The sequence below is a fragment of the Pseudomonas sp. NPDC089741 genome (assembly GCF_044748825.1).
Lineage (GTDB): Bacteria > Pseudomonadota > Gammaproteobacteria > Pseudomonadales > Pseudomonadaceae > Aquipseudomonas > Aquipseudomonas helmanticensis.
Genome location: NZ_JBIVGT010000005.1, coordinates 131,334 through 145,542, shown reverse-complemented (window position 1 = coordinate 145,542; position 14,209 = coordinate 131,334). Strand labels below are relative to the sequence as shown.

Sequence of the window (14,209 nt, the reverse complement as noted above, 5' to 3'; positions counted from 1 at the left end):
ACTTGCCCTTATCGAGCTTCGAGGAACACATCATGCAAATCGCCCATTCGATTGCCCTGGTCACCGGTGCCAACCGCGGCATTGGCCGTACCTTTGCCGAAGAACTGCTCAAGCGTGGCGCGGCGAAAGTCTACGTTGCCGTGCGCGACACCGCTGCGCTGGCCGACCTGCTCAAGAGCGGTGATCGCCGCCTGGTGCCGCTGCCGCTCGACGTGACTGACCCCGATCAGGTGGCTGCCGCTGCCAGTGTGGCCGCCGATATCACGCTGCTGATCAATAACGCCGGGTATGCCGCGTTCGACGGCGCCATCAGCGCGCCGGACATGCTCGACGCTCGCCTGGAAATGGAAGTGAATTACTTCGGCCCATTGGCCCTGACCCGAGCGTTTGCGCCGGTTCTGGCGGCCTCCGGTGGCGCGGTGTTGAACATGTTGTCGATGCTCTCGCTGGTTAGCCTGCCGATGGCAGCAACGTACTCCGCCTCGAAAGCTGCGGGCCTGTCACTGACGCGCAGTTTGCGTGCCGAGTTGGCTGGGCAGGGTACTCAGGTGGTCGGGGTGCTGGCGGTGCAGACCGAAACGGCGATGGGCGCAAAGCTTCCGGAACCACGCCTGAGCCCGCTCGAAGTGGTGACTGACGCACTGGATGCGATCGAGGCCGGCATCAACGATGAGGTCGTCGCTGGCGCCCAATCGCGCAGCATTCATCAGGCGTTCATCGCTGACCCGCAAAAGCTTCAGGCGCTGATGTCGACGCGTCTGCCACAGCGCGGCTGATTACCCATCCTTGATCGAGGTGTGCCATGGACTTCCTGCAAACCCTGCTCGAACGCAATGCCGCGTTTGCCGCCAACGGCTTCTCGGCCGAATTGAAGATCATTCCTTCCCAGCGCGCGCTGATCGTCGGTTGTGTCGATCCGCGTGTCGATCCGGTGGATGTGCTTGGCCTGCAACCCGGCGAGGCCGCGGTGATCCGCAATGTCGGTGGTCGGGTCACCCCGGCACTGTTTGAAACGCTGGCAATCCTCGGCCGCGTTTCGCAAGCGGGCGGCGCGGCGCTCGGTGAAGGCTGGCACTTGATCGTCCTGCAGCACACCGATTGCGGTATTCGCGGATGCCTGCACCACGCACCGGATTTGCTCGCTCAGTACATGGGCGTGGCCACGGAACAATTGCCATCACTGGCGATAAACGACCCGCGTCAGGCCGTGGCCATCGATGTCGCGGCGCTGCAAGCCAACCCACAGTTGCCCGCTGGTTTCAGCGTCAGCGGTCTGGTCTACGACGTCGCCACCGGCCGGGTCGAGACCGTGGTGCCGGCCGGTCGCTTGCGTCCCTGACAACCCCGATTTTCATAACATTGATCTGGAGAAATACGATGAGTACGTTTTTGGTAACAGGTTCTACCGGCGACACCGGCGCGCCAACCGTCAAAGCCCTGCTTGAGCGCGGTCACCGGGTCAAAGCTCTGGTCCGTCGTGAAGACGAGCGCTCGCAAAAACTCAAGGACATGGGCGCCGAGATTCACGTCGGCAACTTGCGCGACCTGAAGTCGTTGCGCCCGGCCATGAAAGGCGTGGACGGCGCCTATTTTTGCTATCCGCTGAGCGATGGGCTGGTCGAAGCCGCCGCGTTGTTTGCGCAGGCGGCGAAGGAGCAAGGCGTCAAGCACATCGTCAACATGTCGCACAAGCAATCGCGACCCGATGCACGCAGTCAGGCGACGTTGAACCACTGGATGTCGGAACAGATTTTCACCTGGTCGGGCATTCCATCCACGCATTTGCGCGTGACGTTCTTCGCCCAATGGATGCTCTACATCGCCGACTTTATTCGTGAAGGCCGTTACCTGACACCGTTCGACGCCGACAGCCGTTTTGCACCCATGGCGGCCAGTGATATCGCACTGGTGGTCGCCAATGTCCTGCTCAAGCCCGAAGGGCATGGCGGTCAGGCGTATGCGCTGCACGGCCCGATCGAGTACAGCCACCGCGAGCTCGCCGCGTTGTTGGGCAGTACGCTGGGCAAGGAGGTACGTTTCGAGCAGGTGGAAGTCGAGGAGTTTGTCCGGCTGCTCGGCGTCGATGGCGATCCCGCGTTTGCCGTACATTTCAACGCGGTGAAAATCGACCAGCGAGAAAAACGCCTTGAGGGTCTCGACGATTCGGGGGCGGCCATCATCGGTCAGCCATTGCAGACACCCGCGCAATTCATCGAGGAGCATCGCCAGCGCTTCATCTGAGAGTAACGAAACAGGGCCGGATCGCTGCACAGCGTTCCGGCCCTTTTTACGTTCAGGCGATGACGATTACACGCTGCTCGCCAACTTCCCGCCCATCATCCGCCGACGATAGGACGTATCCCGATTCGCCAGCCAGAAGTACAGCGGCGAGGTCACCAGCAAGCCCACCAGCCACGACAGATCGGCGCCGTTGATGTGCGCCGACACCGGGCCGACGTACAGCGGCGTGTTCATGAACGGGATCTGCACGGCGATGCCGATCGCATAAGCCAGCAAAGCCTGTGGGTTGTAGCGACCGTAGATGCCGCCATCCACCTGGAAGATCGACTGGATGTCGTACTTGCCTTTGTGGATCGCGTAGAAGTCGATCAGGTTGATCGCGGTCCACGGCACCAACACCACCAAAAGCACCAGCACCATGTCGACGAAGTGTCCGATGAAGTCCTTCGAGGCGCCGACGGCGGCGAAGCAACAGGCCAGCAGCACGATGATCGAGATCACCGCGCGGCTCTTGGCGGTGGGGATCCAACGGTAGGCGAAGGTCTGCACCAGGGTGATCAGCGAGAGCACGGCGCCGTACAGGTTGAGGGCGTTGTGGCTGATCACGCTGAGCAGGAACAGCACCAGCATCAGCGGGCCGATGGAGCCGGTGGCCATTTTCACTGCGTCCATGGTGTCCATGCCGACGGGCGTGGCGAGCACAGCGACGGCGCCGAAGATGAACGCCAGGCTCGAACCGAGCGCCGAACCCAGATACGTCGTCCAGAACGTCGAGGAGACTTTGACGTCGGCCGGCAAGTAACGCGAATAGTCGGACACGTACGGCGCAAACGCGATTTGCCACAACGCCGCCAGCGACACCGTGGCGAGCCAGCCGGAGAGGTTGAAGCCGCCCCGGGTGAGGAAATCATCGGTTTGAATGTGGGTGAAGATGTAGCCAAAACCGACGACGATGCCGATCCCCAGCACCCAGGTGCCGATGCGGTTGAGCACGTGGATGAAGCGGTAGCCGATGATGCCGATGATCCCCGAACCGAGGGCACCGATAACGATGCCGACCGGCACCGGAATGCTGTCGGCCACGCCGTGCAACGACTTGCCGGCAAGAACGATGTTGGAGGCGAAGAAACCGATGTACATGACGCCGGCAATCAGCACCACCAGCAGCGCGCCGAGGGAGCCGAACTGCGCGCGGCTCTGGATCATCTGCGGAATACCCATTTGCGGGCCTTGCGCTGAGTGCAACGCCATCAGTACGCCACCGACCAGGTGGCCGACGAGAATCGCGACGATGCCCCAGACCAGATTCAAGTGAAACAACTGCACGCCCAGCGCACCGGTGACGATGGGCAACGGCGCGATGTTGCCGCCGAACCAGAGCGTGAACAGATCCCTGACCTTTCCGTGGCGATCTTCGGGGGGCACGTATCCTATCGTGTGTTTTTCAATCAGCGGAGCGGAGGATGCTGCAGGGGTAGCCATGACGAACTCCAAGGCAAGGATGAGTACGTGGACGTACTTCGGCAAGCGCCGGCACGGGCGGCGCAATTCTTGTTGAAGCGATCATGTGCAAAGCATCGGGATAGATAAATTAGTAAGTTTGTTGCTACAGACCTTAAAAAAAATATGCTCCGGGTGAGGCATAGCTCCGGTATGTTCAGGCTTCACCCTTATCCGGCTTTGCACAGTCCTGTGGGGAGGGGATTTTCTGTGGCGAGGGGATAAATCCCCTCGCCACATATAAATCCTGTGGCACAGATAAATCCCTCTGACACAGATAAGTCCTTCTGCCACAGATATTCCCCTCAGAGGTGCTCTGTGCAGGAGCTGCCGAAGGCTGCGATCCTTTGATTTCTGGAGATTCCCATGGCCGCCTACAACCTGCGCCAGCTCAAATACTTCGTCACAACCGCCGATTGCGGCAGCGTCGCCGAAGCCTCGCGCAAGCTCTATATCGCGCAGCCATCGGTCTCCACCGCGATCAAGCACCTGGAAGAAAGCTTCGGCGTGCAGTTGTTCATCCGCCACCACGCCCAAGGCGTCTCGCTGACGCCGAGCGGCTCGCGCTTCTATCGCAAGGCGCTGGAGCTGTTGCGCGTCGCGCATGAGTTTGAGCAGAACGCTCTGGCCGACAACGACGTGGTGTCCGGGCAGATCGATATCGGCTGTTTCGAAACCGTCGCGCCGCTGTACCTGCCGCGCCTGATCGCCGGTTTCAAGGCGCGCTGGCCCGGCGTCGAAATCCGCATTCGCGACGGCGAACAGCAGGAACTGGTGCAGGCTCTGACCGCCGGCAGCATCGATATCGCGATGATGTTCGAACACGACCTCGACAGCACCATCGAAACCACGCCGCTGATGCCGCCGCAGCAGCCTTACGCCTTGCTCCCGGCCAACCATCGTTTCGCGCAACAGGCCAGGGTTTCGCTGCATGATCTGGTGCTGGAACCGATGATCCTGCTCGACGTGGTGCCGAGCCGCACCTACTTCGTGAGCATCTTCGAGGAACGCGGACTGACGCCGAATATCGTCTTCAGCTCGCCGTCGATCGAGATGGTGCGCGGCATGGTCGGCAATGGTTTTGGCTTTTCGATTCTGGTGACCAAACCGTTCAGCGACTACACCTACGACGGCCAGCAAGTCGTATGTGTGCCGCTCGCGGAAACGGTGACCGGTTCGGGCTTGTCGGCGGCGTGGTTGCGGCGCGTGCAACTGACCAAACCGGTGCAGTTGTTTGTCGACCATTGCCGTGAGGAACTGGCCCGACTGTACGCGTGAGTGCAGTCGAACCGGGTTTCAAGCGCGGATAAACACCAGCAGGCGCTGGAGCATGTCATCGCAAGCCTGCAACTGATCGAGGCTGACGAACTCATCGGGTTTGTGCCCCTGATCCATGCTGCCGGGGCCGCAGACCACGGTGGGAATCCCTACCGCATCAAACAGTCCGCCTTCAGTGCCGAACGCCACGGTGCCGAATTCCTCGCAACCGCTGAAGCTGGCGATCAGCTGGGCTGCCTGGCTCTGCGCATTGGTGACCAGGCCCGGATACGCTGACAACTCTCTGAAACGGATTTCACTGTGTTCACTGACCGCACGCATACGCGGCAGCACTTCGCGTTCGGCATAGCTTTTCAGCGCCTCGGCGACCAGCGCCGGATCCTGCGAGGGCAGGGCGCGGATCTCGAAATCGAAACGGCAATCGGCAGGCACGATATTCAGCGCTTTACCGCCGCTTATTACCCCGGTCTGTACCGTGCTGTACGGCGGATCAAAACGCGCATCGTGATGCTCCGGCGCTTTCAACTGCTGGCCAAGGCGCCCGAGTTCGCCGATCAGTTCGGCGGCGTACTCGATGGCATTCACCCCAAGCGGGGCATACGCCGAATGGCACGGATGGCCCTGCACATCGCAGCGCATCGCCAGTTTGCCTTTGTGGCCGAGCACCGGTTTCAGTTCAGTCGGCTCGCCAATGATGCACAGCAGCGGTTTGACCGGACGTTGCTCCAGAACCTTGAGCAACGAACGTACGCCGAGGCAGCCGACTTCTTCGTCATACGACAATGCGATGTGCACCGGGATGCGCAACGGCGCCTGCACCAGCGCCGGCACCAGCGCGAGCACGCAGGCGATATAGCCCTTCATGTCCGCCGTGCCACGGCCGAACAGTTTGCTGTCGCGCTCAGTCAGTTCGAACGGTGGCATTGTCCACGGCTGACCGTCGACCGGCACCACATCGGTGTGCCCGGACAGCACGATGCCCGGTTGATCCACTGGGCCGATCGTGGCGAACAGGTTGGCTTTGCTGCGCTCATCGTTGTAGATCAGCGCGCAGGGCACGTCGAAATCTGCGAGGTAATCCCTGACGAATTCGATCAACTGCAAGTTGGATTCACGGCTGGTGGTGTCGAACGCCACCAGCGCCTTGAGCAACTCGACGCTGTTCATCGATCATCACCGGCAACGCCGTAACCCGGCGCCTTGGCGGGGTCGAGGGCGCGGTCGATGTAGTCCTGCAGTTGTGGCTGATAGGCGTCCCAGAGTTTTTGCAGTTGGCCGATCGGGTTTTCATCCGCCCAGTCGACGCGCAGATTGACGATCGGCCAGGTCTGTTCGCCGACCACCACAACCGCTGCCGAATGCACCGGGCCGGCTTCGCCACCGAGGGCTTGCGCCGCGTGCAGGGCTTTGAGCAAGCGGTCGGCCAATTGGCCTTCGCCGTCTTCAAAGGCGCTGACCATCGCTTCGATCACCGAGCGCCCGGCGAGCATGTTGCCGGCGGCCACGCATTGATCACCGGACACGGCGTTGTGTACGCCAAGGGTTTGCGAACCGCTGAAGTGTGCGGTCTGGCCGAGATGGTTGATCGCGGTGATCTGGCGGTACTGGCTGTAGCCGTTGCGCGTGAGGACTTTGTCCAGCGCATCGTCCGGGGCCAGGCCTTGTTCCATCAATGCCAGCACTTCCGGGCCGAGCGACGGCAGGGTGATGTTCTGGCTCGACACCGCGCCAACGCCTGGCAGCAGCCATGGGCAGCGGGCGCCGACGGCGATGCTGGAGGAACTGATGGCGACACCGAACTGGCCGGTTTCGGCGCAGCGGGCTGCGATTGAAAAGGTCATCTATTGAACTCCTTGTGTGTCTGGGCTGGCCTCATCGCGAGCAGGCTCACTCCTGCAGGGGAACGCATTCCAAATGTAGGAGTGAGCCTGCTCGCGATGGCCATAACGCGGTGAACCTGCTTACTCAGGAATCACCGCAATCACATCAATCTCCATCAACCACTGTGGCTGCCCCAGCGCCGAGACCACCAAGCCGGTCGAGATCGGGAACACGCCCTTGAGCCACTTGCCGACTTCGCCGTACACCGCTTCGCGATAACGCGGGTCGATCAGGTAGGTGGTGGTCTTGACGATATGGCTCATGTCGCTGCCGGCTTCTTCGAGCAGTTGCTTGACGTTGCGCATGGCCTGTTCGGCCTGCGCACGCGGATCGCCGAGCCCTACCAGATTGCCATCGAAATCAGTACCGACCTGACCACGCACATACACCGTGTTACCGGCGCGGACGGCCTGGCACAGGTCATTGTCCAGCGACTGGTTCGGGTAAGTGTCTTTGGTGTTGAACATGCGGATACGGGTGTGAGTTGGCTGGCTCATGTGAAGCTCCTGACAAAGGTTGGCCCGGCGCAATCGGCGCCGGGGCGAAAGAGCGGATCAAGCGTCGACGGTGTCAGCAACGTGGCTGTGCGTGGCTTGATGCAGTTCGGCTTCACGCTGCTCGGCATCGCGATAGTCGAGGTACTTGCGCTGGGTGGCGATGTGGTCGGCGACGTGCTTGGCGTCGTGCCAGACGCCCCAGATGAACGACGAACCGCGACGCGACTGCCACGGCAGACCGAGGAAATACACTCCCGGCTCGCTCGACACACCGCGCTGATGCACAGGCTTGCCGTTGTCATCGAACGCCGCGACTTGCAGCCAGGAATAGTCCACGGCAAACCCGGTGGCCCAGATGATCGACGTCACGCCAGCCTTGGCCAGATCGAGATCGGCCAGCGGGTTTTTTACGCATTCAGGCTCTGCAAACGTTTCGCGAGCTTCCGGTTCTTCCGGCAGGTCCAGACCATTGCGTTCGATGTAGGCATCGGCGGCATCCAGCAGCGCCAGATAGTTTTCATCGCCGCGATTGAGGTTGCCCGCCAGATCCTGCTTGAAGGTCACCACGCCGTTGTTGAACGATTCGGTGACCCCGACCAGCGTCATGCCACGATGGGCGAGGCCACGGAAATCGATGGTGCGCCCGCCATGGGCGCCGCTGACGGCAATGGTCACGTGCTCGCGGCCGGGTTTCATGGCGGCCTGATCCCACTCGCCGAGCACACCCAGCCACCAGCAGAAATCACGGTTGCGGTAAGCGCGAGGCGGGCGGTCGTGGGCGCCGACCGACAGATAAACCTGCTTGCCGGAACGTTGCAGCTCATCGGCAATCTGTACCCCGGAAGAACCGGCACCAACCACCAGCACCGCGCCTTGCGGCAGCTGTTGCGGGTTGCGATAGTCGGCGGAGTGGATTTGCAGCAAGCGCGGGTCTTGCGGGGCAATTGCCGGGATTACCGGTTTCTGGAACGGACCGGTGGCGGCGACAACGCGGCTGGCTTCGATCACGCCTTCGGACGTTTCGACGGTGAAGCCTGGGCGACCGACATTGCGCACAACGCTTTTGACTTCGACGCCGGTACGAATCGGCGCGTTGAATTTCTTCGCATAGGCTTCAAAGTAATCGGCCACGCGTTCCTTCGGGGCAAAGCCGTCGGGGTCGACGTCATCGAATTCCAATCCCGGGAAGCGGTCGTGCCATGCCGGACCGTTGGCGACCAGCGAGTCCCAACGCCCGGTGCGCCAGCGTTCGGCGATACGGTTGCGCTCGAGGACGATGTGCGGCACACCGAGTTTGCTCAGGTGCTCGCTCATCGCCACGCCCGCTTGGCCGGCACCGACGATCAGCGTGTCTGTTGTTATTATTTCAGTGGTCATCTCTACATCCTTCCTAGCAAGGCAGTTGGATTCGGGCGCTGTTCGGCTTGTCCGTTTTGCTTGAGGTCAGACTAGGGAGAGGGGGGGTATCGGTAAAATATTATTAAGCTGGGATGTGAAGATAAAATTCTGATGCAGATGGGCGAAAGCCTTTGAATACGGGCGCGCAGGGCGCGGGCACTGAACGGGATGTCACCGCAGGGAAGAAAAAATCAGTTCGCCTGAGGCCACCGGACGATGGCCTCGCGCCTGTTTTGAAATACTCGAAGGGCTAGATCCTTCGCGCCCCGGCTTGCCCGGGCAGGTGGCCCGTCAGCAAGGTCTTGGCCGTGCCCGGCTCGGCCGGCAAATGCTCGCTGAGATCCCAGATCTCGAGCATTTTCGCGTACTCGAAGGCATGACGCGGGTCCGCTTGCACCCACTGTTGAAATTCCCGGCGCTCGTCGGCGCTGCAACTATTGTCGTGCAGCCGCATGCACCAATGAGCGGCCTGGTCGAGGACGGCGTCGTCCACTATCTCGGTGCGGGTCGTATCCATAGAGCGCTACCTGTTGGGTCGATTCAGCCACTCTACGAAGCGGTTTGATAAAAAAACGTCAAAACACCCGTGATGACCGTTTTTTCATCGGCGGGCGCGCATGGCCGCTGTAGCGACTGAATCGAGATCTGCCCGCGAGCTAATTACCATCCGCCACCTTGCGCTCGATCTCGTCGACCTTGCGCTGCAGCGTCTCGGCGTCCTGCTCCTTGGTGCGGGTCGAGGTGGGGGTGATCACCTCGTCGACGGCTTTGGTGTCGTCATCCGTGTCTGCCAGATCGCGTTGCACCACATTGACCGGTTTGCCCGAAGAGTCGACGGCCGGTGTTACGGGTTGGGTATCGTCAGTGCTGTTCATTTTTCTCAACCTCCAGTGACCTGTACGTTGGATACGATGGTCGTGCCGGAGTTCGAGATATTTTCAATCAGCGCTGATCATCCCTGACCGTGGGCTGCCGCTGCCAGTTGCCCGGTATCGACCCGGACAAATACCGAATCGCCAATCGCGGTAAGCACGTCACCGGCATACACCTCGCAGATCACCCGGCTCTTGCGCCCGATTTCGCCTTCGACTTTCGCCCTTAGCGTCAGCGTCACGCCCATTGGCGTTGGTTTGATGAACTTGATGCCGAGGTTGCCGGTGACGCAGTCGATGCGCGGCAGGCTGCCGGCTTCGCGTTGTTCGTTGCGGTAGTGATAGGCCATGGCGGTCCAGTTGGAATGGCAGTCGACCAGCATCGCGATCAGGCCGCCGTAAACCAGTTGCGGCCAGCCGCAGTATTGCGCGTCGGGCAGGTGTTCGGCGACGACGTGCACGCCGTCTGCGTGCCAGTGACTCTTGATGTGCAAACCGTGCGGGTTGCTGCCGCCGCAGCCGTAGCAGACGCCTTCAGGCGCGGCGATGTCTTGCAGGGAGGTTTCGAGGCTGGACATGCGAGGGGTCATCCTGGAGTGGTAAGCCCGGTCAGGCGTATGCGGTTGCGCCCGCCGCGTTTGGACTCGTAGAGCGCGGCGTCGCCTTGTTCAATCAGCGCGGTGAGGCTGGCCGGGGGCGTGTCGAACAGGCTGGCGCCGATGCTCAGTGTCACGGCGGCGGGCGTGGGGAAAGTCTCTGATGCGCTAGCGAGGAACTGCTCGCGCAGGGCGTTGCCCAGTTCGACGATGCGTTCGGTGGAGACGTTGCTCAGCAGCATGACGAACTCGTCGCCACCCAGGCGCGCGGCCAAGGCGTTGCGTGGCAGTTGCGAGCGAATCATCTCGCTCAAGGCGATCAGCAAACGGTCGCCGGCGGTATGGCCATACAGGTCGTTGACCAGTTTGAAGTTGTCGATATCGATCAACAGCAGGGCGCCACGGCGCTCTGGCGAAACCTCGGCGAGCAAGCGTGGTGCGCGTTTTTCGAGGGCGCGGCGGTTGTACAGGGCGGTCAGCGGATCGCGCTCGGCGAGGCGGGCGATTTGCTGTTCCCGGCGGTAGCGTTCGGTGCCGGTCATCGACAGGGCAATCAGCATGATCGCCATCGCGCCCTCGACCAGGGAAATCTGGATGATCTCGCCCTTGAACGCGGCCAGGTCGATCAGCGTGCCGGGAATCACCACGGTCAACGCTTTGGCGACATAGAACAGGCCGTGGAGCAGCAGCACATAGCGCAACTGCACCGCGCCGACGCTCAGCGATTTGCCGTGCGGGCGCAGCAGGAAACTGCCCTTGAGCGTCGCCGCCGCGACCAGCAGCGAGTTGGCCACCAGCATGACTTTCGACCACTGCGGCCCGTCCGGCAACAGTAACAACGCCAGCCAGAGCAGGAAAATCAGGTACCAGGCGCGCGACAGCCGCGTCTGGGTAAAACGCGCGACACCGAGCAGGAACAGAAAATGCGCGGTGACCAGCAGGCCATTGGCAAACCAGATCCCGATCAGCACAAAGCCGTTGCTGCGCAGCAGGGCGAGGGTGGAGCCTACGGTGATCGTGGCAAACCCGGCGCTCCAGAACAGCAGCGAAGGTTCACGGATGCTGCGCCACTCGACCGCCAGGTACAGCGCGGCAGCGGCCGCGAGCGCGATCGAAAGGGTCAGCATCGTAGGAGGGTCGAGCGGCATTTCTTCAGGGGCCTGTCTGTGGGGCAGCAAGACCGGCGATTGTAAGCGTTTGCGGCTGATTTGGCAGGAGGGCGGCGCGAGCGGCTGTGGCCGTCGCGCCGAACGGTTACTGGCTGGCGTCTAGCACCACGCGGTAGCGCGCCTTGCCGCTGCGCAAATGCTCGACCGCCTCGTTGACCTGGCTCATGGGAAACATCTCGACCTGCGGCAGAATCTGATGCCGGGCGCAAAATTCCAGCATGGTCGCCATGGTGGCGGGCGAGCCTACCGGCGAGGCGGACAGGGATTTCTGCTGCGGGATCAGATCGAACACATGCACCGGAATGGCGCTGGGCACGATGCCGACAAAGTGCAGTCGGCCGTTGGCACGCAGGGTGGCGAGCATGGCTGTCCAGTCGAGGTCGGCGTTGGCGCTGATCAACAGAAAGTCCAGCGTGCCGGCAATGGCTTTCAAGGCATTGCTGTCGGTCGAAGCGACGACATTGTGCGCGCCGAGGCGCTTGGCTTCGTCCTGCTTGTTCAACGACGAGGTGAACGCCGTGACTTCACAGCCCCAGGCGTTGAGAAAACGCAGCGCCAGATGGCCGAGGCCGCCGATGCCGACCACGCCGACGCGGTCGGTGGGCTTGACGCCAAATTGCAGCAACGGGTTGAACACCGTGGAGCCAGCGCAGAACAGTGGGCCGACCAAGGCCGGGTCAAGGTTGTCGGGTACCGCAATCGCCCACGCCCAGTGTGAACGCAAGCGGTCGGCGAAGCCGCCGTTGCTGCCGATGATCGTCGGTTGCGCGGTGCCACACAGTTGCTGCGAGCCGCTGATGCAGGACGAGCAGTGCATGCAGCTGCCCTTGTACCAACCGATGCCCACGCGCTGGCCCATTTTCAGGCCGCGCACCTGTGTGCCCATGCGGACGATTTTGCCGACCACTTCATGCCCTGGCACAAAGGGATAGCGGCTGATGCCCCAGTCGTTGTCGATCAGCGACTGATCGGAATGACAGACGCCGCAATATTCCACGGCGACTTCGACGTCTTCTTCGCCCAATGTGCCGGGATCGTAGCTGTAACGCTCCAGCGGTGCGCCGGCAGCGGTCGCCGCCCAGCCATTGAAAGTTGCGGGTTCGGTGTTGCTCATGGGGACACCTCCGGTTCGACTCGCGGGGACAGTGACAGCCCGGCAAGTCTAGTCGGTCATTGCGCCGGCGCGAGCCAGGTGTCGACGACTCGCCGATCCAGCTCTTCCCAGTACGCCATGCCCAATACCCGTGTGGTGTTGAGGCCACGCAGGTAGCCGCGCAATTGGTTGGCGGTGTCCTTGATCAGCTGCGGATCGGCGATGTTCTTGTCCAGCAGGACGCTTTCATACTGGACGAGATACTCGGCCACTCGCTCGCGAAAATCGGGCAGAACGGCGTCACGGATCAGGTCAAACGTTCTCAAAGCGGGATCCTCATTGATCTTTTTCTAGTTGTAGTGAGTGTGTATCAGTCTGCTCGGCGCGCAACTATTGCTAGAAGTAATAGTGACCATCACGAAACGCAAGTTCTGCTTTGTCGGTAATGAGCGGAAAATCGGCTCCATCGAACACGCAGCTCAAGGAATTTGCGCGATGAAGACTCTGACCCGACTGGCTCTGGTTGCCCTGTTGATGGGCGGCGCGGTTGCTACTGCACCGGCCTACGCAGACGACGCCCGGTCTTGTCATCTTCAAACCATCGCCGGCAGCAGCGCTACATTGCAGCACTCGCAGACCGTGGGTGTACTGCTCAGCGAGAACACCCTGGAAAACCTGCAATACCTTGAGCGTTACCACGACATGGCGTTGAACGGCGCAAAAGATGCGCTCGATACGCGGATTCGCCAGGCGTTCGTTGCCAGCTCCGATCCGGAACTGGCGATCGACTGGCTGATGAGTTCGTTGCAGCAACAGTTTCTGTCGGTGACCGTCTACGACAATCTCGATGCGCTGATTCAGGCGCACCCGGACATCGTGGTCAAGCTCGACACCTTCAATCGCCTGCTGACGCAACGCAACAGTCTGGTCGAAGCGCGGTTTACCGCACGCTTCTACGACGCTGACCTGCAATACATCGGCAAGGCCGAAGGCGCTGTCGAGAAACAACTGCCTTCGGTCTGGGTACATAACCAGGCAGCGCCGCAAGTCGCCGCGCAGATCGACAGACAGCGTGACCTGCAACTTAACGCATTGAAGCAATTCGATGTGTCGCTCAAGGCCCTGGTGGCGTCGAGCTGAACACTTAAAACATAAATGGCAACGGCGGCTCCGTGAGGCTGAACCGTTGCCGGTTGAACCGAACCTTTATTTTCAGGATTTTACTGATGCGTCCTTTATTTGTGCCTGCCATGGCTGTTGCTTCCCTGTTGCTCGCCGGTTGTGCCTCCACGCCGAACAACCCGACCCTGACCTTGCAGACCAGCAAGACTCCGGCGCAATACGCCGATTGCGTGGTGCCGAAACTGCAGGGCAGCGCGCTGAACCCGACGGTGTCGCAGACCCAGCGCAGCTACCGCATTGTGGTGCCGAGCAAGATTTCCGCGGACAACATTCTGGAAGCCTACAAGGCTGGCACCGGCGGCAAGGTGTTCCTCTACGAGCGCCACTTGCTGGCCTCGAACTACCTGCCTTCGAGTTTTGAGCGCGCCGCGCAGGACTGCATCTGATTTCACCCCGTACACGTATGTAACAGAGCTCCTTTGGTTGGCCGCAACCAACCAATTTTTTGCCCCGCGCCTTCATTCGGTCGCGGGGTTTTTTTTGCTTTGTTTCGCTGAAACTG

17 protein-coding genes are annotated in these 14,209 nt (G+C 61.2%); 6 read left to right on the top strand and 11 right to left on the bottom strand.

Annotation, left to right across the window (positions count from 1 at the left end):
* The first annotated feature begins 32 nt into the window (after positions 1-32).
* Genes ACIPZE_RS07740 through ACIPZE_RS07730 form a run of 3 tightly spaced genes read left to right on the top strand, consistent with a single transcriptional unit; the run spans position 33 to position 2,241 of the window.
* Positions 33-776: an SDR family NAD(P)-dependent oxidoreductase gene (locus ACIPZE_RS07740; protein WP_400772249.1), complete on the top strand. Its 744-nt coding sequence runs from the start codon at positions 33-35 to the stop codon at positions 774-776.
* Positions 777-802: 26 nt separating this feature from the next.
* Entirely contained in the window at positions 803-1,339 is a 537-nt protein-coding gene (locus ACIPZE_RS07735) for a carbonic anhydrase (protein ID WP_283436810.1), read from the top strand.
* A 38-nt stretch (positions 1,340-1,377) separates the two neighbouring features.
* Positions 1,378-2,241: an NmrA family NAD(P)-binding protein gene (locus ACIPZE_RS07730; protein WP_400772247.1), complete on the top strand. Its 864-nt coding sequence runs from the start codon at positions 1,378-1,380 to the stop codon at positions 2,239-2,241.
* Positions 2,242-2,307: 66 nt separating this feature from the next.
* On the opposite strand, the gene ACIPZE_RS07725 is transcribed toward ACIPZE_RS07730, so the two are convergent.
* The gene (locus tag ACIPZE_RS07725) at positions 2,308-3,723 is read right to left on the bottom strand and encodes a cytosine permease (protein WP_129392714.1); all 1,416 of its coding nucleotides are present in this window, start codon (positions 3,721-3,723) and stop codon (positions 2,308-2,310) included.
* A 384-nt stretch (positions 3,724-4,107) separates the two neighbouring features.
* Between ACIPZE_RS07725 and ACIPZE_RS07720 the strand changes: the two genes are divergently transcribed.
* Positions 4,108-5,019: a LysR family transcriptional regulator gene (locus ACIPZE_RS07720; protein ID WP_400772245.1), complete on the top strand. Its 912-nt coding sequence runs from the start codon at positions 4,108-4,110 to the stop codon at positions 5,017-5,019.
* Positions 5,020-5,037: 18 nt separating this feature from the next.
* Here the strand turns inward: ACIPZE_RS07720 and argE are convergent, their stop codons facing one another.
* From argE to ACIPZE_RS07670, 10 genes are all read right to left on the bottom strand, one after another.
* Positions 5,038-6,186, bottom strand: coding sequence for an acetylornithine deacetylase (gene argE / locus ACIPZE_RS07715; protein ID WP_400772243.1), 1,149 nt, complete (start codon positions 6,184-6,186; stop codon positions 5,038-5,040).
* On the bottom strand, positions 6,183-6,860 hold the full coding sequence (locus ACIPZE_RS07710) for a DUF1028 domain-containing protein (protein WP_283436806.1): 678 nt from the start codon (positions 6,858-6,860) through the stop codon (positions 6,183-6,185). Before ACIPZE_RS07710 ends, argE begins: the two co-directional genes overlap by 4 nt.
* Positions 6,861-6,980: 120 nt before the next feature.
* The gene (locus ACIPZE_RS07705) at positions 6,981-7,397 is read right to left on the bottom strand and encodes a RidA family protein (protein WP_129392726.1); all 417 of its coding nucleotides are present in this window, start codon (positions 7,395-7,397) and stop codon (positions 6,981-6,983) included.
* Positions 7,398-7,454: 57 nt separating this feature from the next.
* Entirely contained in the window at positions 7,455-8,774 is a 1,320-nt protein-coding gene (locus ACIPZE_RS07700) for a flavin-containing monooxygenase (RefSeq protein ID WP_400772241.1), read from the bottom strand.
* Between the two features lie 271 nt (positions 8,775-9,045).
* On the bottom strand, positions 9,046-9,312 hold the full coding sequence (locus ACIPZE_RS07695; protein ID WP_400772240.1) for a FecR/PupR family sigma factor regulator: 267 nt from the start codon (positions 9,310-9,312) through the stop codon (positions 9,046-9,048).
* A gap of 139 nt (positions 9,313-9,451) precedes the next feature.
* The gene (locus ACIPZE_RS07690) at positions 9,452-9,670 is read right to left on the bottom strand and encodes a hypothetical protein (RefSeq protein WP_129392735.1); all 219 of its coding nucleotides are present in this window, start codon (positions 9,668-9,670) and stop codon (positions 9,452-9,454) included.
* A gap of 77 nt (positions 9,671-9,747) precedes the next feature.
* Positions 9,748-10,245 carry a PaaI family thioesterase gene (locus ACIPZE_RS07685; protein ID WP_400772239.1) on the bottom strand — a complete coding sequence of 166 codons (498 nt, stop codon included), beginning with the start codon at positions 10,243-10,245 and terminating at the stop codon, positions 9,748-9,750.
* An 8-nt stretch (positions 10,246-10,253) separates the two neighbouring features.
* Positions 10,254-11,411: a GGDEF domain-containing protein gene (locus ACIPZE_RS07680; RefSeq protein WP_400772237.1), complete on the bottom strand. Its 1,158-nt coding sequence runs from the start codon at positions 11,409-11,411 to the stop codon at positions 10,254-10,256.
* Positions 11,412-11,517: 106 nt separating this feature from the next.
* On the bottom strand, positions 11,518-12,546 hold the full coding sequence (locus tag ACIPZE_RS07675) for an NAD(P)-dependent alcohol dehydrogenase (protein ID WP_400772235.1): 1,029 nt from the start codon (positions 12,544-12,546) through the stop codon (positions 11,518-11,520).
* A gap of 56 nt (positions 12,547-12,602) precedes the next feature.
* Positions 12,603-12,851, bottom strand: a complete 249-nt coding sequence (locus tag ACIPZE_RS07670) for a hypothetical protein (protein WP_129392747.1) — start codon at positions 12,849-12,851, stop codon at positions 12,603-12,605.
* A 169-nt stretch (positions 12,852-13,020) separates the two neighbouring features.
* On the opposite strand from ACIPZE_RS07670, the gene ACIPZE_RS07665 reads away from it, so the two are divergent.
* Positions 13,021-13,665, top strand: coding sequence for an ATPase (locus tag ACIPZE_RS07665; protein WP_400772233.1), 645 nt, complete (start codon positions 13,021-13,023; stop codon positions 13,663-13,665).
* Positions 13,666-13,751: 86 nt separating this feature from the next.
* Positions 13,752-14,093 carry a hypothetical protein gene (locus tag ACIPZE_RS07660; protein WP_283436800.1) on the top strand — a complete coding sequence of 114 codons (342 nt, stop codon included), beginning with the start codon at positions 13,752-13,754 and terminating at the stop codon, positions 14,091-14,093.
* Positions 14,094-14,209: the final 116 nt, after the last annotated feature.